This is a genomic window from Streptomyces sp. NPDC048479, from assembly GCF_040651435.1.
GTDB lineage: Bacteria > Actinomycetota > Actinomycetes > Streptomycetales > Streptomycetaceae > Streptomyces.
Window position 1 is genome coordinate 1 of record NZ_JBEZKA010000051.1, and the last position, 23,342, is coordinate 23,342.

Here is a 23,342-nt window from a genome sequence, read left to right on the forward strand (position 1 = left end):
ACGGACGAAACACACCCATCTCTCCCGCCACCGGCCGGAGTTCATGCCCACTCACCCCGAACTAAACGATCACGTTCGGAAAGCGGATGGCGTCTTAGCGCAGGCGCACGCCGTTCTGGAGTACTTTCGTTGATTCCGGCAAGTTTCACTAATTCGACATATCAGGTGTCAGGTCCGTCCGAAGCGGCGGCGTTTGGATGCCTTGCTCCAGCCCCGCTGCGGAGTAGTTGGGGGGCTGGGTGCATCCGCGTTCGGGTGGGGGCGGCGGATCAGGGTCACGCCCTCGTGGTCGAGCGGGTGCCAGTTGTGGTCGTGGGTGCGGAAGGTGAAGCCCTGTTCATTGTTCGTGGTGTGTGCGAGCAAGGCCCGGCCTTGGCCAGCGTACTGCTGGACTTCTTCCCACAGCAGGTCGCGGATTCTCGCCGAGGGGTTGCCGATGAAGACGCCGGCGGAGATCTCGAGCAGCCACCGCATGAGAAACCCCCGGAGCCCTGCAGGGCAGTTGGTGAGGACGATTACAGTCACCAGCTCATCTCCACGTGCTCTTCCGGGTCTCCGTAGTTGCGTCCGGCGGCGACCTGGTGGCCTCTGTCGCTCTGGAGCGTGACGACGTCGCGGTCTCGCGAGTCGGCTGAGGACGCCGGGTCCGGCAGGAGGAGGCGTTTGATGTCGTCGACGCACCGGTCCAGCAGCGATGTCTCGTTGATGCGGTCGCCCACCGCCCTGGCGACGACCGGCAGCGCCGTGACCGCGCGTTGGCGATGACCGCAATTGGGAGTGCTGGTCTCGAGCCAGCTGTTGACCCGCTCATAGATCCTGGCCATGTCAGGGAAAGTGATCTCGTCGCCGGCGAGTTCGATCTGGTGGCCGACGGAGTCCTATGGGCTGTCGAAGGCGGTGGCGGCGAGCGGTGGGTCGACGACGGGGACTGACCGTACGGGGGCTTACGGAGGATTCGTGGGCGTACCCGTACGAGTCATGCCGACAGCCGTAAACGTTGCTGCCGCTGCCGTGGCAGCAGCAGTGAATGCGACGACCAGCCACATGCCCCCGACAGGGGCATTCGTCTGCGGCGCGGCGAAGCCTCCTGGCGCCGCGTACACCACGAGCCGGTCTCCTGCCTCCGCGTCGGCGGGGCATGCCTTCCCGACCGGGATTAACTCCGACTCCCTCAGATTCCGCTCGATTTCCGTGCCGTCGAGGCGTTCCAGCGAGCACTCCCACCAGAACCGGGTGACCTTCCCCGTCGGGGAGTTCCGCTCATGCCGTACGGACTCCGTGACGACGGTGTCCACCGGCTTGCCCCACACATCGAGCACGGCCTGGTCGAGAAACGCCAGCAACCCCAGAGCCAGGAGAAACTCCACGACCGCGGCCACCCCGAAGTGCCAGGAACCAAGACGGACGAAGCACACGCCGATCAAGGCGAACCCCACGCCGAGGACCAACAGCGTCGCAACGACCGCCACCGCCGGGTGCGGCCACCAAGCGGGAACCAGCACCACCGCGGCCACGGCCAGCCCGCACACCAGCACTGAAGCGGCGACGCCCAGCAGGACGCCGGCCACCCACAACTGTGGTCTCCCTCTCACTGCCCCCTCCTCAACTGCTCTAGTCCCCAGGCGCATTCATACCCAGCCCGCCGGCGGTCTGACCCAGGTGCGAGCGACCATCCCGCAAGCACGCACGGTTACTCACCGATCTGGCCGTACGTGGGGAGTTCTTGATGGCCGCTGTCACGCGGGGATGGTCCCGTCACCGCGGTGGTGTTCGTGATGAACGGCGGCTGCTCCCCGCACCCGCGGGGATGGTCCCAAGGATGGGTCGCCGAACTCGCGGCGCTCCCTCTGCTCCCCGCACCCGCGGGTTTGGCCCCATCGAGAAGACGACTAACTGATCGTTTCAGAACCAGATTCGGGGTGTACAACTGTGTCGGGGCTCCGATGGGAGGCGCTAACGCAGGGGCCTTGCTGTTCATTTCAATGAAGTGACGAGGCAGAAGGGTTGGCCGACGGGGTCGGCGTACACCCGGTATCCGACTGGCTTGTCTGACCCGTCGAGCAGCGTTGCGCCCAACGCAAGCACTTGTGGCTCGGCCACGTCGAGATCCGCGACCATGACGTCGATGTGCATCTGCTGAGGATGATCAGGGGCGGACCACTGTGGCGGTCGGAAGTCGAGGACTCGTTGGAATGCCACGACTTCAGTACCTGTCGTAGTGCCGAGCACGACGAACTCTGGAGTGTCCTCCAGCCGTGAAAGTGACAGCAGTCTCCCGTAGAAGTCGGCGAGCTCGGACGGGTCGGGGCAGTCGATGACGATGGCGTACAGATGTCCGATCCCCCGCTGACTATGGTGCTTACAGCTCAGAAGTACCACGCTTTTACGGATCGTCCCGGAGCGATCTGCGCAGTCGGCGTAGGAAGATGATGGTGCAGGCCAGTTCCAGTAGGCCTTGGTGGAGGTCGGCCCGGCGTTCGTAGCGGGTTCGGAGTCGTTTGAACTGATGGAGCCAGGCGAAGGTCCTTTCAACCACCCAGGGTGTCTGGCTGAGGCCGGAGCCGTGCACGGTCCCCCGACGGGCGAAAAGCGGTTTGATCCCGCGCTTCCACAGCAGGCGGCGGTACTTGTCGAAGTCGTGACCGCGATCGGCGAACAGCCGTCTGGGCGTGCGGAGCGGGCGGCCACGCAGACCCCGAATGTTGGGGATCGCGTTTAGGAGCGGGATCAGCTGTGTGACGTCGTGGCGGTTCCCACCGGTCAGCGAGACAGCCAATGGGGTGCCGTACCGATCGGCGAGACGACTCGACCGGCATCGACATCGAAGCCGAGCACCGGGTGGCCATAGCCGCCCTCCGGATCCATCAGCACCGGCTTGCCCAAGTGCCGCCCGATCTCCCGCAGGAAGCCGGAGAACACATCAAGTCGCTCCTGGCCCTGCAACTCCCGCAGGTCGACATCGAAGTCGATCTCATCGGCGGCATGGAAACGGAAGATCGCCAGCACATCGGCAGTCGGCCAGACTCGCAGGTTCGGGCACTCGGCGTCCGCCGGACGCGACAGCACTGCCTCCGCCCGAGGCACCGGCAACACCGCCTCGCCTTCGGAGTACTGGCACCTCCAACCCTTCGCCTCGACGAGATCGAGGACCGCCTGCCAGTCCTCCACCGAGGCATCAGGGACACGCACGTCCGGCAGCGACCCCATCAGGTCCGGGTCGAAGAAACAGCTCACGTCATCCCACAGCAGATCAGCCACCCCGCCCATGCTGCCCGGCTACCCGATCCAACGCACCCCCGTTTCCCTTGACCAAAGACATTAGGGGCACGCCCCCCCGCGCAGGTGCAGGGAGCAGATGCCGTCCGTCGAGTCCACGGTCCCGTCTGCGGGACCATCCCCGCGGGTGCGGGGAGCAGCATCTGGCCGAGCATCCCGAGGTGGAGCGGGAGGGGCCATCCCCGCGGGTGCGGGGAGCAGGGGGAAGCGGTCGGGAAGTGCAGGCGCGTGAAGGGACCATCCCCGCGGGTGCGGGGAGCAGCTCTCCAGGACGTCGGTCATGGGCCGGTAGGGTGGACCATCCCCGCAGGTGCGGGGAGCAGTTCAGGGGTGGTTTCGGACATGCAGAGGTCGCGTCCCGCGAAGTGGTGCAGTTAAGCCGAGGGTGGCCATCGCCCGGATTCGAACCGGGGTTTCCGCATCGGGGCGAACCCGAGTGCCGTGTCCTGGGCCGCTAGACGACGCATGGCCAGGCGGAGCCTACCCACTCGCAGGCTGGCGCGGCCACCCCTTTCTCACCGATGCCCAAGCAAGATCATCCGGTCAGACTGAGACAAGGCCATCGCGCGCTCCTCCGGTTGAACTGCCAATACCCCACGGAGACTTGCGCGATGGCTTGCCCCTTGTTCAGGGAGCAGTTATCGACAACGGGTGCACGCCCGGGCAGACACCCGCGCGTTCACGCACCTTGACCGGCTACACCACCTGGCGGGACACCATCCATGCGGAACTCCCGGAACCATCCCCACAGGTGCGGGGAGCAGAGGTCGCCCGCCGCGAGGTTGAAGGCGGTGTCGGGACCATCCCCGCGGATGTAGGGAGCAGACCTCAATCGTGAGCGCGAGCGGCGGCGGGGCGGGACCATCCCCGCGGGTGCGGGGAGCAGCACCGAGAACCTGCCTTGGAGGTCGCGCAGATAGGCGCGGTGGGGAGCCCTGGGCGAAACAGGCACAGGTCCTGGGCGATCACGTAGTTGTCACGCTCTGTGATTTCCCGGGGTCTGCCGCGAACGGAGTGGCTGTACGCCTGGCCGACGAGATGAAGGGGTTCCGGGGCTTGCTCAGATCGCTGGAGCAGCCATCGAGGCGCGAGTTGCGGCAGTGATGAGAATTTCGCGGGGCACCCGCGCTGCGGCGGCAAGGGCGCGACCCACCGGGTAGGCGTGGGCGCCTGCTGGGAGATTTCCGCGGCGCCCGCTGAGTACCACGTCGATGGAGCCCGTGCTGCTGTGCGATTCCGTGGTTCTGTCCAATCGCCGCAGTGTTTGGCGGGCGACTGCCTCCGCGCTGTCGTACAAGGTGGTTCCGGTGGGCAGGCTCTGCAGAATCTCTGGCGCCACGAGGGGGTAGTGCGTGCATCCCAGCACCACGGAGTCGCAATTCTGGGGGGTCCGCTTTGCCGCGTCGGCGATCGCTTCCGCTGCTGCCGACATGTCTCCGTGGTCGATCGCCTCGGCCAGACCAGGGCATGCGACACGCGCGACAGGCCGGCCGTTCGCGAAGTCCGCGATCAGGCGATCCTGGTAGTCACTCGCCGTGGTCCGGACGGTTGCCCACACGGCGATGCCTTGGGCGGCCGCTGCGGCCGACTTCACGGCGGGCACGGTTCCGATCACAGGCACACGGGGTTCAAAGCTCTCGCGCAGAGCGTCGATCGCGGTGACGGTGGCAGTGTTGCAGGGGACCACGATGGCCTCCGCGCCCCGCTGGACGGCCAATTGGGCGGCACTGAACAGACGGTCCGTGACGAAGGAGGCCGTTCTCGATCCCCAGGGGGCGCCGTCGGGGTCCAGAAACAGAAGCAGATCGAGTTCCGGGGCGAGGTGCCGAAGCCATCCTGTGGTGGAAAGGAGGCCAAGCCCTGAGTCGATCAATGCCACCATCATGGGAGTCAAGTTACCAGCCGACCACTGGCGCAGATGGCGGTCCGTCACCGGCGGCGGGGGCGGCCCTCCCAGCGGTGAGTGGCGCGCGATGCGGCCGTGCAGGCCGCGTTCGTAGAGCAGGGTGCGGGTCTTGTCCGAGTCATGGCCGGCGTCCAGATGCACGGTGACGTCTTCGGGCAGCGGTCCCAGGTCCTCCAGGCGGTCCACGGTCGGGGCGAGCAGCGGGGAGTCGTGACGATTCGCTCCAGCCAGCACACGGCCAAGTGGGATTCCATAACCATCCGTCATACCTGAGCGTTTCTATCCCTGTTTGCCGCGATCTACCGGTGAACGTCCTGCGACCTCACCACCGCCGGGGGCTTTGGTGATGGAACCGTCGACGGCGATCCGATCGAGGACGAGGCCGACGATCCGGTCGTAGGACTCCAACGTGATCTGCTTGAGTTCGGCGAAGACGCCGAGCCGGTCCACTCGTCCCGGCGGTTGCGGATCGTGGTGGCCGAGCAGGTCGTGTCGGCGATCGCCTGGTAGGAGCAGCCGAACCGCAGGAGCTGCAGCATCTTGTCGAAGACGACCCGGTCGCTGATGCGTGGGCGGTGGCAGCCCAACGGATGCGTCGGCGCCGTAGGCCGGTCGCTCAGGCAGGAGGGCGATGAATTAGTTCCAGAGTGGTTCGGTCAGCCATGATGGCAGTACAGGCACAGGCCTCCCCGGTGATCACAGAGCGTCGCAACTCCATGATCGCCAAGACTTGCGCCTGCTCTGCTACCGAGATGGCGCCACCTCGCCTATCTGCGCTGCCTCTTACTGATCGTTTCAGAATGGAGTCGTTGTCAGTGGATGGCGGAGGGGCCGCTTGGGCAGGCCTGCGGAGTGCTAGCTGATCTTGTTCCTGATGACCGCTGGGAGCGCATCGCGCCGCTTCTCCCGCCGCGTCCGACGCGAAGACACCGGCATCCCGGGCGACTTCCCGTGCCGGAGAGAGTGGCACTGGCCGGGATCATCTACGTGCTGCGCAAGGGAGTTGCCTGGCGTGATGTCCCTGCCCAGGTCGTGGGTTGTTCCGGAGTCACCAGCTGGCGACGACTGCGGCACTGGACCGAAGCCGGTGTCTGGCCGCATTTGCACCAGGCGCTGCTCGCCGAACTGAGAGTGAACGGGGCACTGGACATGGAGGACTGTGCGATCGACGGTTCCCATGTCAGAGCCCTTAAAGGGGGATCGCGTCGGCCCCTCACTCGTCGATCGCGGCCGGCCAGGATCGAAGCCTCCTCGCAGAGCCACTGGTCAGGTGACCGCGGTCGCCGGCCGAGGTTCATAGAAGGTGCCGTCGCGGAGCGTCGCGATCATGCCGGACCCGAAGGCCGGAGGCCCCATTGCGGAGCCAGGAAAACAGTAACGGGGGGACCCCATGTCGGTGCCGGCAGCCGTGCCGTGGACGACTGCTCCATGCACCCGCGGGGATGGTCCCAGAAGCTGATTTGGGCTGGACTCCGCGACATTCTGCTCCCCGCACCTGTGGGCAGCCTCATGGACTGCACCGACGAACAGCCCTTCACCACCTGCGGGATCATCGAGGACTCGTAGCTCTCAGCCGCCCATGACCATCGAGATCGTCCTATGGCCCGGTTTGGGCTTACCTCGGGACCGCGAACCGTCACTCACCGTGGCGACGTCACGGAAGTTGAGCCAGAGCCGCGACTGCGCGACCTCACCCAGTCCGGCAACTACGCCTACTACGTCGACCTCGCCCACTTCATGGCCGGTCTCGCCCTCGATGTCCCCTCCGAGGCCCGGTGGCTGGACGGCGAACAGCTCACCCGCAGCCGCTGGCGGGCGCTGGTCACCGCACGGAGCGAGTACCTGCGCACAGCACGCTGAAGACACTGCGGAACGCAGTCGGCGGCCGTTTCCGGTGGAAGCGGCCGCCGTGCAGGGCCGTCCGGACAGCTGTTCCTGCCGCTGGGCGGTCAGCAACTCCACGGGACGCGGGCGAGTACGAGGCCACGGACCTCCGGGGCCACGGAATGCGCCCCCGGTGTGCGCCGGCCTGGCGGAGGGTCGGTGCACGCCGCCAAGGCCGCCGGTCGCGAAGACCCGGATCCCGGCCCGCGCCGCCAGGAACGCCGTCGCCGAGACGGTCGTCGCCCCGCTCACCCCCGCAGCCATCGCCGGCGCAAGATTGCGGTGCGCCAGCTTGCGAACGTCCTCGTCTCCCGCGACCCGCTCCAACTGCCGCTTGTCCAGGCCGATATGGACGGTGTGTCGAGCGCGGCGACCGTCGCGGGGACGGCACCCTCGGAGCGTACGAGCTCCTCCAGCTCCTCGGCGACGGCCAGATTGCGCGGACGCGGCGTCCGTGCGCGATGATCGTCGACTCCAGGGCGACGACGGGCCGGTGCGCGGCGAGCGCTTCCTGTACTTCCTCGGTCACTTCGGTCAGCAGCATGTCCCATCCCTGGCACGGGAGTGCTGCGTCCAAACCCGCGCTCGCGGGAGACCGTATTGGTAGGAAGGTTTCCTGTCGGTATTGACAGGGGCATGGCTCATTGCCAGGCTGCCCGCAGCGGCTTGGCGCGGCGCCCCTGGGGCGTGACGCGCTCAGCGAGAGCTCTGACCCGGCTGCTGTGCGCTGCGCCCTGCCCAGGTCGCGGCGGTTCGCACGGTGTCCAGCTCTCGCCGTCCCCGTCCAGGGAGCCCAGGTATGCGCCTGCCCGCCTCCGCCTCACCACGCCGTACGGCGACATTCGCCATCGTCGCCGCCCTCGTGCTGCTCGTCGGCGTACTCATCGCCCACCCCGACCGCGCCGACGCCCGCGTTCCCCAGCGGGCTGCCGATGCGGTCCTCTCGCGCGGCAAGCCCGCCACCGCCTCGTCCGTCGAGAGCTCCACCCTCGGCGCGGCCCGTGCCTTCGACGGCGATCCCGCCACCCGCTGGGCCTCCGCCGAGGGCAAGGATCCGCAGTGGATCCGGGTCGACCTCGGCGCGACCGCCACGATCTCCCGGGTCACGCTCGACTGGGAGGCCGCGTACGCCACTTCGTACCGCGTCGAAGTCTCCGCCGACGGCGCCTCCTGGACGCCGATCGCCACCGAAACGGCGGGCAACGGCGGCACGGACGATCTCACCGGACTGAGCGGCAAGGGCCGTCATCTGCGCGTGTACGGCACCGCTCGCGGCACCTCGTACGGCTACTCGCTCCACGAGGTCCAGGTCTACGGCACGCTCGACGGCACAGTGCCGCCGACCGGCGCGTTCACGGTGGTCGCAGCCGGCGACATCGCCGCGCAGTGCACCGCGTCGTCGAGCTCGTGCGCACACCCGAAGACCGCCGCGCAGGCGCAGAAGGTCAACCCGAAGTTCTATCTGACGATGGGCGACAACCAGTACGACGACGCCCGGATCGCCGACTTCCGCGCCTACTACGACAAGAGCTGGGGCGCGTTCAAGACGAAGACCCGGCCGGTGCCCGGCAACCACGAGACCTACGATCCGGCCGGTGCCTTCGCCGGATACAAGGCCTACTTCGGCGCGATCGCCTATCCCCAGGGCAAGCCCTACTACAGCTACGACGAAGGCAACTGGCACTTCGTCGCGCTCGACTCCAACACCTTCGACCAGAGCGCGCAGATCCAGTGGCTCAAGGACGACCTCGCCCGCAACACCAAGGGCTGCATCGCCGCGTACTGGCACCATCCGCTCTTCAGCTCCGGCGGGCACGGCAACGACCCCGTCAGCAAGCCGGTATGGAAGATCCTCTACGGGGCCAAGGCCGACCTGGTTCTCAACGGCCACGACCACCACTACGAGCGGTTCGCGCCGCAGAACCCAGACGGGAAGGCCGTCGCCGACGGCATCGTCGAGATCGTCGGCGGCATGGGCGGCGCCGAGCCCTACCCGATCGAGGAGGTACAGCCCAACAGCCAGAAGAGGATCAGCGGTTCGTACGGTGTGCTGAAGCTGGACCTCACGGACACCGGCTACAGCTGGCAGTACGTCGGCACGGACGGCCGGGCCAAGGACACCGGCCCGACCTACACCTGCCACTGATGTATCTGGCGACAGCTCGCCAGGACGCACCGCCTCCGCCCGAAGCAGGGAAGGGGCGGCGCGTCCCCGGCACCGTTCTCGCACTGGGCGCGGTCAGCCTGGTCACGGACATCTCCTCGGAGATGGTCACGGCCGTCCTGCCGCTCTACTTCGTCCTGGGGCTCGGTCTCTCTCCGCTCCAATTCGGTTTCCTGGACGGGCTGTTCAACGGCGCGACCGCGCTCGTACGGCTTCTCGGCGGCCATGCCGCCGACCGTGGCGGACGGCACAAACGGGTCGCCGGGACCGGCTACGCCCTCTCCGCCTGCTCCAGGCTCGCCCTGCTGCTCGCGGGCGGTGCGACGGCCGGGATCGCGGCGGCGCTGGCGGCGGACCGGATCGGCAAGGGCATCAGGACCGCCCCGCGCGATGCCCTGATCTCGCTGAGCAGCCCGCCGGACGCGCTGGGGCGGGCCTTCGGCGTGCACCGTGCGATGGACACGACGGGTGCGCTGCTCGGGCCGCTCGCCGCGTTCGCCCTCCTGTGGGCGACCGCGGACGCGTACGACGCGGTGTTCGTGGTGAGCTTCTGCGCGGGTCTGCTGGGCGTGCTGCTGCTGGTCGTGTGCGTCCCCGGCCGCCCGGGGCCGCCGTCCGCACCGACTCCCGGGTCCCGCATGGCGTTCGGCACGGCGTTCGGCACGGCGTTCCGCACGGCGTTCGACGCGCTGCGGGACGCGCGATTCCGCCGGATCCTGAGCGCGGCGGCGCTGCTCGGCGCGGCCACCATCGGGGACGCGTTCGTCTATCTGCTGTTGCAGCGCAGGCTGGACGTGTCGGTGAGCTGGTTCCCGCTGCTGCCGCTCGGGGCCGCGGCCGTCTATCTGCTGCTCGCGCTGCCGGTTGGCCGGATCGCGGACCGCGTCGGCCGCCGACTGCCCTTTCTGTACGGGCACATGGCCCTGCTCCTCGGCTATCTGTTGCTGCTCGGTCCGCTGGGCGGCCCGTACGTGCTCGTCTGCGTACTGCTGTTGCTCGGAGTGTTCTACGCCGCCACAGACGGGGTGCTGATGGCACTGGCGGGGCCGGTGCTGCCGGTGGCCCGGCGAGCGAGTGGCCTTGCGCTGCTGCAGACCGGCCAGGCGGTGGCCCGGCTTGTCGCGGCGGCCGGATTCGGGGCGGCATGGACCCTGTGGGGGTCGCGGCCCGCGCTGGTGGCGGCTGCGGTCGCTCTGGCGGCGGCACTGGCCGCGGCTTGGACCGTTCTCCCGCGTAACCCCCTAAGCCCGCGTACCGAAGTCCCGCCTGCCGAAATCCCGGCTACCGAAGGGGATGTGTCATGACCCATCTGAGCCCGCGCGCCCGGATCCTGGTGATCGTGCTCGCGGTCGTCGTACTGTCCGGTGCCGCCGCCGGCTACACCTTCCGGGCTTCCCGGGACCGGCAACAAGCCTCCTCCGACAGCGGATTCACCCTCGCCCTGCCCGGGCTCTACTTCCGGGACACCGCCGGTGGGCGCGTCGCCCGCCGGCCCCAGGGCGGGGATTCACGCACCGCCGGGGGCCCGTCCTGCGAGCGCTTCTACGCAGCGGGCGGCACCGCGCTCTGCCTGCGGCGCCGTCCCGGCGTGCCGCCGCGTGCGTACGCCGTGGTGCTCGACCGGCGACTGCGGGAAGTCCGGCACATCGCCCTGCCCGGGATTCCCAACCGGGCGCGAGTGTCGGCCTCCGGGCGGATGCTGTCGTGGACGATGTTCGCGAGCGGCGACTCGTACGCCACTTCCGCCTTCTCCACCCGCACATCCATCCTCGATCTGCGCACCGGCTATCTCGTCAAGAGCATGGAACAGATCCCGCTCACCATCGACGGCCGCCGTCACCACGCCCCCGATGTCAATTACTGGGGGGTGACCTTCGCGCGGGACGACAACCGCTTCTACGCGACCGTCTCGACCGGTGGCCGCACGTATCTCGTCGAGGGCGACATGCGCAAGTGGTCGGCGCGGGCACTGCGCGGCAACGTGGAATGCCCCTCACTGTCGCCCGACAACACCCGTATCGCCTTCAAGAAGAAGGTGTCCGGCGATCCCGGCCGCCCCTGGCGGCTGCACGTGCTGGATGTGCGCACCCTGCGCGAGCATCCCCTCGCCGAGCGGCAGAGCGTCGACGACCAGGCGGCCTGGCTGGACAACCGCACGCTGGCGTACGGGCGTGGCCGCGACATCTGGACGGTGCCGGCCGACGGCTCGGGCGAACCCCGGCTGCTGGTGCCCGGAGCCTCGTCGCCCGCCTCGGTCAGCTGAGCGCCCTGCGTACGGCCAGAGCTGACATAGGCAGCAGCAGGCAGGCGCCGACCACGGCGGCCAGCCGTAGCTCGCCTGCGCGACGATCAGCCCGGCCGCCGCGCCGCCGATGCCCGCCGAGGTGTTCATGGTCAGGTCGGACAGGCCCTGCACGGCGGCGCGGGCAGGCTGCGGAACCGAATCGGTGAGCCATCGCGGGTTGCAGCCCTTTGTCGGCCCGACGGTCGGCACTCAGCCGCCCAGGCCCAGGTCCTTGTACGAGAGATGCCGCGTCGCGGTTGTGTCGAACCCGGAGTCCGTGCCGGGCACTATCCAGAAGCTCTTGAGCCTGCTGCCGTGGACCGTGGCTGCCACCAGGTCGAGATGGCCGTCATCCCAGCCGGACGTGGAGCGCGGGATGTTCGCCGCTGCCCGAACCGACTGTGAGTCCACGATCGCGGCCGTCGGGTCCGGTGAGCGACCCTCCTTGTCCCGGACGCGGTCACGGAGCCGGTCGTGGAGTCCGGCCCTTCGCCTGCCAGCGGCGGGCGAAGGCATGCACTCGCCGGTACGGCGGGAAGTCTGCGGGCAGGTTGGCCCACTTGACTCCGTTGTCGACGACGTAGCGGACAGCGTCGATCACCTGCCGGTGGCAGTAGCCCTCCGGGCGCCCGCCCCGGCCCTCCGACCAGGCAGGAACCGGCAGCACCACCCGGACGACCTGCCATTCCGCCTCCGTCATGTCGGAGCCGTAGCAAGGCCAGTCCCAACAGTTTCTGCGAACTGCTGGCCGGCAGTACGGGCGCAGCTGCGACGGGCCGATGCGGCGCCGCCCGTCGGACGTGATTCGTCCGGCGCGTTCCTGGTCCGGCGCCGGAATGTCCTGCTGGCGACCCCTTTCGTCGGCGAATTCATGGGCGACCCATGGCCAAAGCCACCCGTGATGCGCAAGGATCACGCCCGCACCGAGCCACCCCCCAAATCCGGCTCATCACATCCCATCGATGGAGGATGTATATGGCTCGCCGCACATCCCGAGGCCTGACTGCAGCAGCCACCGCTACTGTGGCGCTGTTCACCCTGGCCGTACCGGCCGGGTCGGCTTCGGCCTCCGGATCCGCTCCGACTGGGCCGCAGGCGCGCGTCTTCATGGTCAATCCCGTCCAGTCGTCCGGTGATCAGTTGCTCACCGACGCCAAGGATGCCGCTGGGGCCGTACCGGCCTCTGCCTATGCCGTCGCCGCGCTGCGAAACCTGGACGGCAGTGGCGGTCTGTCCGGGACGTGGGTCTCCGTGAGATCCGACACCGGAGCCTCGGCAAAGACGACTGACGTCGGCTCGTACACCCGGCACGACGACCAGTTCGAGCAGGTCATGGCCTACTTCTGGGTGAACGAGGCCCAGGAGTACCTGCAGGGCCTGGGTTTCGGCAGCGAACTGCCCGGGGCCAACAACCGAGTCCAGCCGGTCCGTATCAACCAGTGGGGTGCGGACAATTCCTTCTTCACCGACAAGAAGGCCGAAATTCGTTTCGGCAAGGGCGGGGTGGACGATGCCGAGGACGCAGAGGTGATCGTCCACGAGTACGGGCATGCCGTGCACCACGCCCAAGTGCCGGGCTTCGGCACATCGTTGGAGGCCGGCTCGATCGGCGAGGCCTTCGGTGACTATCTCGCCGTCGAGGTCGGCGCACACGCGGACGCCAAGTACGGCTGGCCGATGAAGGCCGATCTGGCGTGCGTCGCCGACTGGGACTCGGTCACGTACAGCACCGCCCCGCACTGCCTCCGCCGCATCGACGGAAGCAAGGTCTACGGGGACCGGGTGGGGGAGGTGCACGCGGACGGCGAGATCTGGTCCCGTGCGCTCTTCGACCTCCGCAGCGCGCTCGGCGCGAGGACCGCCGACCGGATCATCATCAACGCCCAGTTCGGTTTCACGCCCGACACCAGCTTCAAGGACGCGGCACTGACGACGATCGCGACCGCCGAGCGCATGTACGGCACAAGCGCGGCGAACACAGTCCGCAGTGCGTTCAAGGACCGCGAGATCCCCGGCATTCAGTAATGCTTCGCCGATCGGCGGCCGTCGCTCGACGCGGCGGCCACCGGTGCGTCGGGCGCTGATCTGGACGGTGCGCCTGCCGAAAACCTCGTCCGCGCAGGTCAAGCAACATGCTGGTACTCGTGCAGGATGCCGCCGAGGCGGTCGTGTCAGCGTATGTCGAGGTGGGCGATCTGCCCGGGATCGGTGATGGGCTCGGGGAGCGTCGTAGTGGGCGGGTGTTCGCGATGCCCTGATGAGACCTATGGGAGTTGTAGAACTGTTCGAACTCGCGCAAGGCGTGAAGCGGATGCCGCTGATTCCAGATCAACGTGCGGTCCAGCAGCTCGCGCCGGCAGGTCTGCACCCTTCTCTCCATAATCGAGTTCATTCTCGGCATCCGGACGCCACTGAGCACAATCTCGATGCCCGCATCCTTGAGGATCGCGTCGAACAGGCAGGGAACTTCCCGTCCCGGTCCCCGATACGGAACCGCGCCCGGCAGCCCGCGTCCTCGAGGTCCATGACAAGATTCTTCGCGGCTTGCGCCACCCACGAGGCGGTCGGGTGTGCCGTGGCGCCCAGAATCCGGATCCGCCGACTGCCGCGCTCAGGGATTCTCCTGCGCCAGGCGCAGCACCAGAACGCGGATGGAGCGCACGGTGCGGGGCCGACCCGGGCGCTTCGGCCGGGAGGCGGCCGCGTGGCGGCGGGCGAGAAGTGCCCGGTGCCAGCGCAGCACCGTGTCCGGGCGCACCAGCAGCCGCAGCCTGCGCAGCACGTCCCGCGGCAGCCGGTGCAGCAGCGCTGCCAGGAACGCCCGGTCGCTCGGGGTGAACCGCACCTTCTCCTTGCCCAGTTGGCGCTCCAGCACCGTGATCTGATGACGCAACGCGAGGATCTCGACGACCCTGTCCCCAGCGCTCATCGGCAACAGGCGCAGCAGAGTGAACGCGTTCGCCACACCCAAGTAGGCCAGTCGCAGCAGCATGGTGGATCATCATGCCGCGTTGATCGACGGCCGCGCGACGGCGCAGACTCGACCGACCGCGCTCGACATCCCATACACCCCACACACCAGCTCCGACCAGGGCGGATGAGGTTATCGGCAAGCGCAAGGTTTTGGCCTGCGAAACGCTACCCGCGGGCCTGCCCTGGATGGATCGAAGCTGCCCCTGGCATCCGCTGTTTACCGCTCTGCATGGCACGTAGTGGCACGCGGGGTGTGTCGGGCTCGGCGGGCACCGCTCGGAGCCGAAGCGCAGATCCCTGGTGCGCCCACGGCGGCAGATCTTGAATGGGGGTTCGCGGCAGCACATTGCACCAGAGTTGCGGGTCCGTCGGACCTGGAGGGGAGCACGCTGTTCACCTGATCCCGCCCACAGCGGAGCAGGGAGCTCACACCATGGGCCTCTCCGGCATGGGCTGCTCTACGCCGTCCAGCTCCAGCGTGCATCTGAGCCTGGACGGGACGAGGTGCGGCTGGCGTACCCGGACCCGGAACGGGCGGGTGGGATCGTCGGGCAGTTCGCCGGTCAGCAGGCTCGTCCCACGGCCGTGCTCCTTCAGGCACGCGACCACTTTGCCGTTCACCAGGAGCTCGATCTCTCCGTCTTTTCCAGGCCCGACGTTCACGGTGATCGAATGGCCCCCCTGATCCAGGTGGAAGTGGTGGCTGTGCCCCATGACGCACCTCCACAGTGCTGTCGGTACGTCCACCCTAGATCCCCGCCCTCCCCGACCGTACCTGCGCGGCGACGGGACGAACGGAGTTCACGGACCTGAGAAGCGAGCGCCCCCTGTGGCCTCTGGCCGACCGCGGGAGATTCCGAGAGCGACACTTGTAGGTGGGTGCCGTGCTGGTCGGTTTACGGAGTGCAGGTCGCGAGGTCCTGCCCGGTGGACCGGGTGCCGAGCCGGCAGGAGACGACGATGAACGGCTCGGTCCGTGTCGGACAAGTTGCCGGGGTACCGCTGCGGATGCACTGGAGCGTGCCGCTGCTGGTGGTCCTGCTCGCGTACGGTCTCGGCCGCCAGACCCTCCCCGTATGGACTCCAGGGCGCTCGGATGCGGTTTACACCTTCGCCAGTGCCGTAGGAGCCGTGCTGCTCATGGGCAGCCTGCTGCTCCACGAGACGGCACACGCTGCGACTGCCCGCAGGAAGAAGATCGCGGTACAGGATGTGACGCTGTGGGCGCTGGGCGGGATGACCCGGATGGGGCGACCGCAGACCGCTGGAGTGGCTTTCGCGGTGGCGGTCAGCGGGCCGCTCACCAGCCTGGCCATCGGAGGCGCCGCGCTCGGAGCGGGAATCGGGCTGCACCCGCTGTCCGGCTGGGCGGTGCCCGCCGCCGTTCTGGTGTGGCTCGGCTGGGCGAACCTGTTCCTCGGCGCATTGAACCTACTGCCCGCTGCGCCGCTCGACGGCGGAAGGGTGGTGCAGGCGCTGTTGTGGTGGCGGACCGGAGACCGGGAACGTGCGGATCGGGCGGCCTCCCGAAGCGGTCAGATCATGGGCGTGCTGCTGATGGCCTTCGGCTGGATCTCCCTCCTGCGCGGGGCGCCGGGCGGGCTGTGGCTCGTCTTCGTCGGTCTCTTCATCACGGTCGTCGCCGGTGCGGAACGGCAGCGTGCCGTGATCCACACGGCACTGCGGGGCGTGCGGGTGGCCGATGCCATGTCCAGCCCGGTGACCACCGGCGCCGACTGGCTGACCGCCCAGCGTTTCATCGACGAGGTGGCAGTGAAGTCCCTCCATTCCGCCGTGCCGCTGCTCGATTTCGAAGGCCGTCCCAGCGGGATCGTTCAGGTACGCAGGCTTGCCGGGATACCGGGAGCGCGCCGGGAGGCCCTGCGCGTGCGCGAGGTGGCGATCCCGCTGTCGCAGTGCGCGGTTGCTGCTCCGAGTGATCTTCTGAGTGAGGCTCTCGACAGGCTCCGCCGGGGTACCGGCATGCGCATTCTCGTCGTGGACGGGGGCCATCTGGTGGGGATCGTCACCGCGAAGGACATTTCACGGCTGATGCAGCGGCACACACTGGGGGGCCAAGGGCCCACCTGAGCCCGGTCCCGCAGCATCGTCGGTGATGTGCACCCCTCGGCCAGGCTCGTCGACTTCACGGAGGCGGGCACCGCGGGCGCGGGTGGCGTCCAGGCCATCGGTGGTGCCCTCCACGATGAGTTCGCGGTGAACTCCGCGAGGGCGGCGAAGACGTGGAAGACCAGGCGCCGCCCGGTGCGGTGGTGTGGAGCGAGGTGAAGCCGATGCCGCGATTGTGCAGGCAGGACACGATCGCGATCAGGTCCTGGATGGAGTGGCCGAGCCGGTCCATAGACGGGACGACGAGGGTGTCACCGGGCCGCAGGTAGTCCGCGCTTAGCTCAATCTCGAGCAGCGCCCCCGGGTGCAGATTCGACAGATCGCACCAGTGACAACGTGGCGCAAGCACACAAGCCCCCGGTGGGACCCTTCGCGCGGCTCACCGTTCCCGTTCCGCCAACTCCTTGAAGTGCTCGAGGTCATTCCGTACGAGCCGTTCGATCGCGGTTGCCTGGGCGAACCCCTTCGGCCCGCCGAACGCTTGCCTGACGGTGCCCGGGTCGTACTCGATCCGGGCCTGGACTCGGGTGTGCTCCCGGTCGATGGGCAGCAGTGCGAACGTTCCCGCCAGGTCGGGACCGCGCGTGGTCTGCCACTCCATCATGTTTTCCTTGCCATGGTCGGTGATCTCGGCTTCGAACTCCTGAGCCCGGCCGCCCGCGTCGACGTCCAGGTGCGCCCGGTGCCCGCCCCCCGAACGAGCCTCGCGTACTCCTTCCAGGAATTGCGGATAGATCTCCACGCGGTGGAGGCAGTCCCAGGCCACATCCATCGGAACACCGATGTCGATCTGTTCTTCGAGAGTGCTCATCGGCCACCTCACAGCTTGGTTCACGGCTTACGGGGCCCTCTCTCCAGTGTGCCCCCGGAGGATCGATGGCGGCCGGCGTCAGTGCCCGCGGGTCGGCGGGCCGGTGCCGTCCGGCGTCGGGGCGGCTCGGGAGCAGGAGGGCCGGGTGGAGGGCGGTGGCGGTGAGGGCGGGGCGCCGACGGCGGGGAGGTGCCCGTAGTGACCGCCGTTTACCCCTACGAATGGCACGTAGTGACACGGACCGTTCAGAGGGTGCCGCGCAGGGAGGGTCGCTGCGGCAACGGCCCGCGAGCGATCGTGGTCAGTCTTTGAGGCTCGTGCGCCTGGCGCGGAGCGAGTACGTGGTCCCGTCCGGGCCGCTGTGGTGGCCCCAGCCACCAGTCGTCGCGATGACCCAACCGCGTTGTTCGCGCATCTGGGCGGCGAAGGTGCGCCGGTCGCGGATGGAGCGTCCACAGTCCAGACGTACGTCGATGGAGATGCACTGGCTCCGAGGGTTATCCCCACGGTCCGCTGCCCCCAGCGGACGTCGTGGACATGTTCCGCAAGCCCTGTTCGCTCCTCGTCATGGATGATGCCGAGGGCACGCGGGTGACTGGCCATGCAGATGATCCCTGAGTTGCTGGACTGCCACACGCAGTTCAGGGGCCCGCCTCGATCGCGGTCTTGGATCAGGTCTGGTTTCCCTGTATGTACTGACACAGAGGCTTTGGCTGCCGAGATGAAGACGGCCGCATCCCAAGCGACGGCGCTGGTCGTTGCCGGTGAGCCGGATACTGGCAAGTCGGCTCTGGCCTTGCGGACTGCCCTGCGGCTGCGAGCCGACGATGCAGCGGTCAAGGTGCTGAACCTGCGGGAGATGCCTGCGGCGCTGGTGGAATTCGAGGCGTTGCTTGGTGCCCGGATCGCCGCAGTGCTGGGTGCCTCCGCTGTGGGCACCGGTCGCCTGCTGCTCGTCGATGGTGCGGAGTCGGTGCTAGAAGGCCGCGCTCCCGTGCGATACGCGAGTCGATGCCTCTTTCGTGACTTGCGGTGGGTGAGGTTCGCTGGTCGCGGAGGTGCCGGATGTCCTACGGCCGGTTCTGGGCGAACAACCCGGGTTCGGGCTCGGTGCGGATGCCGCGGGCGACGAGGCGCTTGAGCTTGGAACGGACGTCTTCGATGTGCTTCGGTAGCAGGCCGAGATCGAGGGCTTCGCACAGGTCACGGGCCCGCAGGGGCTGCTGTTTCTCGTCGAAGACCGCGAGGAGTTGGAGGTAGAGCGGGTGCTCGGGCAGCTCCGGTTCAGGGCTGGAGGGAGCGTCTCGGTCGAGGCCGTCGGCCACGGCGGTGGCGGTCTGCTGGGTGATCCGGACGTGGTCGAGGTCCCGCTCGATGTCGGCAAGGCGGGTGGTGATCTGGTCGATCTAGGCTCTCAACTGTCCTGCCTGATCGGCGAGTTCGCGTTCCTTCTCCGTGAGCCTTGATGCTCATATCGCTGCCCGCACCGGTTCACAAGAGAGGGCGCATTCGGGGCCGGACGGGATGCGCCAGCTGGTGACGGTGGTGCCGGTCAGACGCCTGCTCATCCGGTCGTTCTCGGCCCAGTACACGCGGGAAGTGGAACTGGCCGGTCTGGATTCGTAGTCCCGCACAAGCCGCCGGTGCAGTATCAAGATCCCGAAGGTCTGTTCCACTCTCCACCGTTTCGGCTGGGGCACGAAGCCGATATCCGCCGGGTTGCGTTCGACGATCTCCACCTGAACGCCCAGGCCCCGGCCGTGCTGCACCACCTTCTGCTTGAAGCCCTGGTCGACCAGGGCCTTGACGACGGTGGGCGCCCGCTCGACGACGGTGTCCAGCAGCGCGACGCCGGCCTCGTTCTCGTGGGCGTTCGCCGCGAGCACCACCACCGCGATGACCAAGTCGAGACCGTCTTCCGCGATCCCGCGCTTGCGGCCCGGCACGCCTTTCGCCGCGTCCTTGCCGGTCGTGGCCGCGGGCACGTTCACCGCGGCGTGGACACTCTGAGTGTCCAGGACCACCAGGGACGGGTCCTCTAATCGTCCGGCCCGCTCCCGGACCGAGCAGCGCAGCAGTTCGTTGATGGCCTGATCGGTGCCGTCGTCGCGCCACTTGGCGAAGTAGTAGTTACGTCGCGCCGCAGGGCGGGAGGTCGGGCGGGAGGTAGTCCCACTGGCAGCCGGTGCGGCTTTGATACAGGATCGCGTTCACGATCTCTCGCATCTCGTACCGGCCCTGATGCCCACTGACCGAGGGTTGCGCGGCCTTCCACGCCGTGATCGCCGGCTCGATCAACGCCCACCGCTCGTCGGATACGTCACTGGGGTACGGCTTGCGCTCGCTCACCCCGCCACCCCAACCCACCCCAACAGACCCCGTCACGTTGACCGGCCTCAACTGTCCAATCCCACACCATCAGGTGAGGACAAAGTAGGCATCAGCTCGCGTATCGCCCTCTCACGAGACGTCATCGAGGGTTCACGGTTGTTCACCCGTCCGGTCTTCCCCTTGCCTGTTGCCCTCGGGTGGAACGAGGGCACTTGGGCTTTTCCCCGGAGCTTCACACCTCGTGTCCGGGTGGGGACAGGTCATCGGACACTGACCCGGGGCTACGCTGTCGCCGACCCCCTCTCCAAGAGAACCCACTCAACACACGCGACCTCGTGTCGCACCTTCACCTGGGAAGTGCCTCCGGCGACGGCCTCATTCTCGCTGGTCAGAGGCACTTTTCGCTTACGTGGTCACCAGTCGGACAGCCCACCTCGTGAAGGCGCGAGCCTAGAGGTGCGATTCCAAGGCGGCGTAGACCCTCCGCCAGGCGTCCGCGCCAGCCTGCGGGTCGTAGTCGGCCGGGCGGTCTGCGCAGGCGAAGCCGTGCCGGGCGCCCGGGTAGGTCACCAGCTCGTGCGGCACCTTAGCCTCGGTGAGTTGCTGCTCGGCCTGCTCCCACTCCTCGGCCGGGATGATGTGGTCCAGCTCGCCGCGGAAGCCCAGCAGGAAAGCGCCGCCCGCGGCGATCCGCTCGCTGGTCTCCAACGGGGGCACCGGGCCAACCAGCGGGAAGCCGCTGTTCAGCAGCCAACCCGGGTAGAAGATGGCGGCCAACTCGAAGCGCAGCTCGGTCGCCGCCCGCACCGCGATGTGCCCGCCCATACTCAGCCCGAGGAAGGCCACGCCCCGCTCCTTGGCTTCAGTGCGCGCCGCCGCCAGCGCCGCAGAAGCGTCAGCCACCAACTCGTCCCGGTCCAGCGCGCGCATCAGCACCAGGCCGTCCTCGCGCTCCTCGACAGAGTACCCAAGCTCGGTGCGGCGAGCGTTGCGCCAGTAGTAGTCGGGCGCCAGCGCAACATACCCGGCCGCCGCCAACTCCGCGCAAGTATCGCGGACGTAGGCGTTCACTCCGTACAGCTCGGAGCAGACCACCACGGCGCCCCGCACGTCACCCACCGGGCGGTGCACGTACGCCTCGATGCCGCCCGCTTCGCCGAGTGTCACCCACTGACCAGTCATCAGTCCCCCGTGCCTCAATCGCTAAACGTCGACTCAACTCTAGATGATCTATTCCAAGGGGGTCGCTCCGCATGTCTGTCAGCTCAGCTGCCGCACCGACATGAGCAGATGACGGTGGTCCTCGCGTGTCGCGGCATCGACATCCGGTACGGCACTGAGCATTGCCCGCTGGCCAGGGCCCATAAGTTCAAGGCGCACTTGCGAAGCGTTGAAAGAGTTGAGGGCTTCCAGCAAGTACGCGGGGTTGAAGGCGACTGCCAGGTTATCGGCGCCGGCCAGGGCGGCCGTAAGCTGCTGCGAAGCGACATCGTCTTCGTAGCCTGCTTGCAGGAGGACGGTTCCCTGGGCGGAGAAGTCGAGCCGGATGGGGCTGTTCGGCTCCGCGACGACCGCGACACGGCGGACGGCGTCAGCGAGCGCCTCCCGCTGCATGACCGCGACCGCTGGGCTGTCCAGGGTGAACAACTTGTCGTAGCGCGGCAGCCGTCCTTCCAGCAGCCGCAGCGTCGTACGCATCCCGTCTCCCTCGAAGGCGATCAAGCCGCCACCCGAGCTGCCTGAGCCGTTCAGCCCGATGCGGATCGACCCTGTTTTCGCCAGCGATCGGGAGATCTCGGTCAGTCTGCGACCGGGAACCACCACCTCCACCGCTTCGAAACCCGCCGCCTTTGGCTTCCACAGCACCGTACGCACGGCATACCGGTACCGGTCCGAAGCGGCCAACGTCATTGACTCGCCCTCCAGCCGGAGCTGAATCCCGGTGAGCACCGGGAGCGAGTCGTCACGGCCCGCGGCTATCCCGACCTGCGCGACGGCTGCCGCGAACTCTGCCGCATCCACCGTTCCGCGAAATGCGGGAAGCTCGGGAAGCGCCGGGTACTCCTCCCTGGGCAGGGTCGACAGCCCAAAGCGCGTACCACCCCCTTCCACCGTGAAGCGCGTGCCTTCCAACGCGCACGCCACCACGGCATCGGGCAACACCCGGCAGATATCCAGCAGTCTGCGCCCCGGCACGAGCACCTGCCCGGCGGACGGTGTCTCCGCCGGGACCTCGATGTTCGCGGACGCCTCGTAGTCGAAGCCTGAGATACGCAGCCGCCCCTGCCCCGCGTCGAGCATCAAGCCGCCCAGCACGGGCACCGGCGACCGTGCGGGCAGCGACCTGGCCGCCCAGGTCACTGCCTCGACGAGAGCGTTTCGCTCGATCCGGAACTCCATCCGTACATCCCCCATCGCGTCGCACCAGTTGGTCGCGCACGTTATATGGCGCCACTGACAACGCCCGGTTCGGTCCGGTGCTCCACAGCTTTCCGGGAGCCGACCAGCTCTCGCAGCCGTCACCGAAAGCGCAAGGGTGATCTGACAAATCGCGTCACCGGTGACGCGGGGCACTGTTTCGCTTCGCAGGTCACCAAGCCGGGGAAGTGCGATGCTCAGCCGGATGGGATCGCCTCCCCGCCCCACTCCCCCACACCCGAACTGATCAGCCCAGCTCAGACATCCGTGAACTGATCACAAATACCGATCCTGGACAGCAATGAGCTGCTGAACGCCGAAGAGGCCGGGGTGGTGTGGGAACCGGGCGATGAGGCATGGGAGAACAAGCTCGCCGCGCTGCGCAGCTACCACCGCGCCCACAACCACCTCGCCCCGAGGCAGGACGCAGTGTGGGGCGAGAGCGACACCGAGGGCCTAGTCCCGGTCGGGCAGCACATGGCCAACCTCCGCAGGAAGGGCGGCCTGGACAAGGACCCCGAGCGAGCCGAGACGCGCGCGCAGCAGCTGACGGCCATCGATGAGGACTGGGACTGCCCGTGGCCGCTGGACTGGCAGCGCCACTACCGCGTCCTCGCCGACCTCGTCGACGCCGACGGCGCCCTGCCGGCCATCGAGCCGGGCGTGCTCTTCGAGGGCGACGATCTCGGGCGATGGCTCCAGCGGCAGGCGACTTCCTGGGCAGAGCTCTCGGAAGAGCAGCAGCGGCGGCTGTCCGCACTGAAGGTGCAGCCCGTTGAGCGGCCCGCCCCCGCCCCGGCCCCGGCGGCCAAGGACGGCGGGAAGTCGCCCGGGAAGGCGTCAGCGGCCTTCCAGCGGGCGTTGCAGCCCTCGCGCAGTGGATCGCCCGCGAGGGCGTCCAGAAGGCAGTGCCGCGGGGACATGTCGAACCCGTCATCGACGGCCAGGAGCACCAGCACAAACTGGGTGTCTGGTACGCCAACCAGAAACAACGCCGCGACAAGCTCACCGAGCCCCAGCGCGCCGCTGTCGGACGCCTCTGCCTTCTCCTCGACGCGTATGGACGTCACCACAACGGCGCCGGCCAGCACGAGCGGCCAGATCCAAGAGGTGATCATTGCAGCCCAGTGAGCGGGCTGTGATGGAGCTCAAGCCTGGGGCGAAT

General features: G+C 68.0%; 21 protein-coding genes, 1 tRNA gene and 9 pseudogenes. 11 read left to right on the top strand and 20 right to left on the bottom strand.

Going from position 1 to position 23,342, the window contains the following annotated elements; all coding sequences use genetic code 11:
- Positions 1 to 168: 168 nt before the first annotated feature.
- The 9 genes and pseudogenes from cas2e to AB0D12_RS38595 form a co-directional block, all read right to left on the bottom strand.
- Positions 169 to 525, bottom strand: coding sequence for a type I-E CRISPR-associated endoribonuclease Cas2e (gene cas2e / locus AB0D12_RS38555; protein ID WP_362693982.1), 357 nt, complete (start codon positions 523 to 525; stop codon positions 169 to 171).
- Positions 522 to 725 (bottom strand): annotated as a pseudogene (locus AB0D12_RS38560) (type I-E CRISPR-associated endonuclease Cas1); the annotation flags it as partial. The gene cas2e and the pseudogene AB0D12_RS38560, both read right to left, overlap by 4 nt.
- A 219-nt stretch (positions 726 to 944) precedes the next feature.
- Positions 945 to 1,592, bottom strand: a complete 648-nt coding sequence (locus AB0D12_RS38565) for a hypothetical protein (protein WP_362693985.1) — start codon at positions 1,590 to 1,592, stop codon at positions 945 to 947.
- 382 nt (positions 1,593 to 1,974) lie between these two features.
- Positions 1,975 to 2,379, bottom strand: a complete 405-nt coding sequence (locus AB0D12_RS38570) for a VOC family protein (RefSeq protein WP_362694032.1) — start codon at positions 2,377 to 2,379, stop codon at positions 1,975 to 1,977.
- Between the two features lie 4 nt (positions 2,380 to 2,383).
- Positions 2,384 to 2,785, bottom strand: a pseudogene (locus tag AB0D12_RS38575) (transposase); the annotation flags it as partial.
- Positions 2,761 to 3,258, bottom strand: coding sequence for a hypothetical protein (locus AB0D12_RS38580; protein WP_362693988.1), 498 nt, complete (start codon positions 3,256 to 3,258; stop codon positions 2,761 to 2,763). The pseudogene AB0D12_RS38575 and the gene AB0D12_RS38580, both read right to left, overlap by 25 nt.
- 404 nt (positions 3,259 to 3,662) lie before the next feature.
- A tRNA-OTHER gene (locus AB0D12_RS38585) sits at positions 3,663 to 3,747 on the bottom strand.
- Between the two features lie 589 nt (positions 3,748 to 4,336).
- Entirely contained in the window at positions 4,337 to 5,161 is an 825-nt protein-coding gene (locus AB0D12_RS38590) for an aspartate/glutamate racemase family protein (RefSeq protein ID WP_362694035.1), read from the bottom strand.
- Between the two features lie 84 nt (positions 5,162 to 5,245).
- Positions 5,246 to 5,815 (bottom strand): annotated as a pseudogene (locus AB0D12_RS38595) (transposase); the annotation flags it as partial.
- Positions 5,816 to 6,034: 219 nt separating this feature from the next.
- Between AB0D12_RS38595 and AB0D12_RS38600 the strand changes: the two are divergent.
- Together AB0D12_RS38600 and AB0D12_RS38605 are read left to right on the top strand one after the other, a co-directional pair.
- Positions 6,035 to 6,428, top strand: a pseudogene (locus tag AB0D12_RS38600) (transposase); the annotation flags it as partial.
- Between the two features lie 353 nt (positions 6,429 to 6,781).
- Positions 6,782 to 7,042 carry a hypothetical protein gene (locus AB0D12_RS38605; RefSeq protein WP_362694050.1) on the top strand — a complete coding sequence of 87 codons (261 nt, stop codon included), beginning with the start codon at positions 6,782 to 6,784 and terminating at the stop codon, positions 7,040 to 7,042.
- 180 nt (positions 7,043 to 7,222) lie between these two features.
- On the opposite strand, the pseudogene AB0D12_RS38610 reads toward AB0D12_RS38605, so the two are convergent.
- Positions 7,223 to 7,610, bottom strand: a pseudogene (locus AB0D12_RS38610) (pseudouridine-5'-phosphate glycosidase); the annotation flags it as partial.
- Positions 7,611 to 7,865: 255 nt separating this feature from the next.
- Between AB0D12_RS38610 and AB0D12_RS38615 the strand changes: the two are divergent.
- The 3 genes from AB0D12_RS38615 to AB0D12_RS38625 are packed head-to-tail and all read left to right on the top strand — an operon-like array spanning position 7,866 to position 11,493.
- A complete protein-coding gene (locus AB0D12_RS38615; protein ID WP_362693991.1) occupies positions 7,866 to 9,212 on the top strand; it encodes a discoidin domain-containing protein in 1,347 nt (448 codons plus the stop codon).
- A complete protein-coding gene (locus AB0D12_RS38620) occupies positions 9,212 to 10,534 on the top strand; it encodes an MFS transporter (protein ID WP_362693994.1) in 1,323 nt (440 codons plus the stop codon). The genes AB0D12_RS38615 and AB0D12_RS38620 overlap by 1 nt, the downstream gene beginning before the upstream one ends.
- Complete coding sequence (locus tag AB0D12_RS38625) at positions 10,531 to 11,493, top strand: hypothetical protein (protein WP_362693997.1); 963 nt, start codon at positions 10,531 to 10,533, stop codon at positions 11,491 to 11,493. Before AB0D12_RS38620 ends, AB0D12_RS38625 begins: the two co-directional genes overlap by 4 nt.
- Here the strand turns inward: AB0D12_RS38625 and AB0D12_RS38630 are convergent.
- From AB0D12_RS38630 to AB0D12_RS38640, 3 genes and pseudogenes are all read right to left on the bottom strand, one after another.
- A pseudogene (locus AB0D12_RS38630) lies at positions 11,486 to 11,682 on the bottom strand (MFS transporter); the annotation flags it as partial. The gene AB0D12_RS38625 and the pseudogene AB0D12_RS38630 overlap by 8 nt on opposite strands.
- 42 nt (positions 11,683 to 11,724) lie before the next feature.
- Positions 11,725 to 11,925, bottom strand: a complete 201-nt coding sequence (locus tag AB0D12_RS38635) for a hypothetical protein (protein WP_362694000.1) — start codon at positions 11,923 to 11,925, stop codon at positions 11,725 to 11,727.
- 49 nt (positions 11,926 to 11,974) lie between these two features.
- Positions 11,975 to 12,214 carry a transposase gene (locus tag AB0D12_RS38640; RefSeq protein ID WP_362694003.1) on the bottom strand — a complete coding sequence of 80 codons (240 nt, stop codon included), beginning with the start codon at positions 12,212 to 12,214 and terminating at the stop codon, positions 11,975 to 11,977.
- Between the two features lie 275 nt (positions 12,215 to 12,489).
- On the opposite strand from AB0D12_RS38640, the gene AB0D12_RS38645 reads away from it, so the two are divergent.
- Positions 12,490 to 13,539 (top strand): M36 family metallopeptidase, encoded by a 1,050-nt coding sequence (locus tag AB0D12_RS38645; protein WP_362694005.1) that lies wholly within the window; start codon positions 12,490 to 12,492, stop codon positions 13,537 to 13,539.
- Positions 13,540 to 13,685: 146 nt separating this feature from the next.
- Here AB0D12_RS38645 and AB0D12_RS38650 read toward each other — a convergent pair.
- Together AB0D12_RS38650 and AB0D12_RS38655 are read right to left on the bottom strand one after the other, a co-directional pair.
- A pseudogene (locus AB0D12_RS38650) lies at positions 13,686 to 14,506 on the bottom strand (integrase core domain-containing protein).
- Positions 14,507 to 14,913: 407 nt separating this feature from the next.
- Entirely contained in the window at positions 14,914 to 15,201 is a 288-nt protein-coding gene (locus tag AB0D12_RS38655) for a hypothetical protein (RefSeq protein ID WP_362694008.1), read from the bottom strand.
- A gap of 246 nt (positions 15,202 to 15,447) precedes the next feature.
- Here AB0D12_RS38655 and AB0D12_RS38660 point away from each other — a divergent pair, with 246 nt between their 5' ends.
- Positions 15,448 to 16,578: a site-2 protease family protein gene (locus tag AB0D12_RS38660; RefSeq protein ID WP_362694011.1), complete on the top strand. Its 1,131-nt coding sequence runs from the start codon at positions 15,448 to 15,450 to the stop codon at positions 16,576 to 16,578.
- A gap of 27 nt (positions 16,579 to 16,605) precedes the next feature.
- Positions 16,606 to 16,776 carry a hypothetical protein gene (locus AB0D12_RS38665; protein WP_362694053.1) on the top strand — a complete coding sequence of 57 codons (171 nt, stop codon included), beginning with the start codon at positions 16,606 to 16,608 and terminating at the stop codon, positions 16,774 to 16,776.
- A gap of 220 nt (positions 16,777 to 16,996) precedes the next feature.
- Here the strand turns inward: AB0D12_RS38665 and AB0D12_RS38670 are convergent, their stop codons facing one another.
- On the bottom strand, positions 16,997 to 17,428 hold the full coding sequence (locus AB0D12_RS38670; RefSeq protein WP_362694014.1) for an SRPBCC family protein: 432 nt from the start codon (positions 17,426 to 17,428) through the stop codon (positions 16,997 to 16,999).
- 607 nt (positions 17,429 to 18,035) lie between these two features.
- On the opposite strand from AB0D12_RS38670, the gene AB0D12_RS38675 reads away from it, so the two are divergent.
- Positions 18,036 to 18,569, top strand: a complete 534-nt coding sequence (locus AB0D12_RS38675; protein ID WP_362694038.1) for a sigma 54-interacting transcriptional regulator — start codon at positions 18,036 to 18,038, stop codon at positions 18,567 to 18,569.
- Here AB0D12_RS38675 and AB0D12_RS38680 read toward each other — a convergent pair.
- Complete coding sequence (locus AB0D12_RS38680) at positions 18,499 to 18,753, bottom strand: hypothetical protein (protein WP_362694056.1); 255 nt, start codon at positions 18,751 to 18,753, stop codon at positions 18,499 to 18,501. The two genes, AB0D12_RS38675 and AB0D12_RS38680, sit on opposite strands and share 71 nt — an antisense overlap.
- Here AB0D12_RS38680 and AB0D12_RS38685 point away from each other — a divergent pair.
- On the top strand, positions 18,694 to 18,894 hold the full coding sequence (locus tag AB0D12_RS38685; protein ID WP_362694017.1) for a hypothetical protein: 201 nt from the start codon (positions 18,694 to 18,696) through the stop codon (positions 18,892 to 18,894). The two genes, AB0D12_RS38680 and AB0D12_RS38685, sit on opposite strands and share 60 nt — an antisense overlap.
- Before the next feature lie 3 nt (positions 18,895 to 18,897).
- Here AB0D12_RS38685 and AB0D12_RS38690 read toward each other — a convergent pair.
- The 3 genes and pseudogenes from AB0D12_RS38690 to dnaN form a co-directional block, all read right to left on the bottom strand.
- A pseudogene (locus AB0D12_RS38690) lies at positions 18,898 to 19,777 on the bottom strand (IS5 family transposase).
- A 432-nt stretch (positions 19,778 to 20,209) separates the two neighbouring features.
- The gene (locus tag AB0D12_RS38695; protein ID WP_362694020.1) at positions 20,210 to 20,941 is read right to left on the bottom strand and encodes a dienelactone hydrolase family protein; all 732 of its coding nucleotides are present in this window, start codon (positions 20,939 to 20,941) and stop codon (positions 20,210 to 20,212) included.
- Between the two features lie 78 nt (positions 20,942 to 21,019).
- The gene (gene dnaN / locus AB0D12_RS38700) at positions 21,020 to 22,159 is read right to left on the bottom strand and encodes a DNA polymerase III subunit beta (protein WP_362694041.1); all 1,140 of its coding nucleotides are present in this window, start codon (positions 22,157 to 22,159) and stop codon (positions 21,020 to 21,022) included.
- 324 nt (positions 22,160 to 22,483) lie between these two features.
- Between dnaN and AB0D12_RS38705 the strand changes: the two are divergent.
- A pseudogene (locus tag AB0D12_RS38705) lies at positions 22,484 to 23,319 on the top strand (helicase associated domain-containing protein); the annotation flags it as partial.
- Positions 23,320 to 23,342 lie beyond the last annotated feature (23 nt).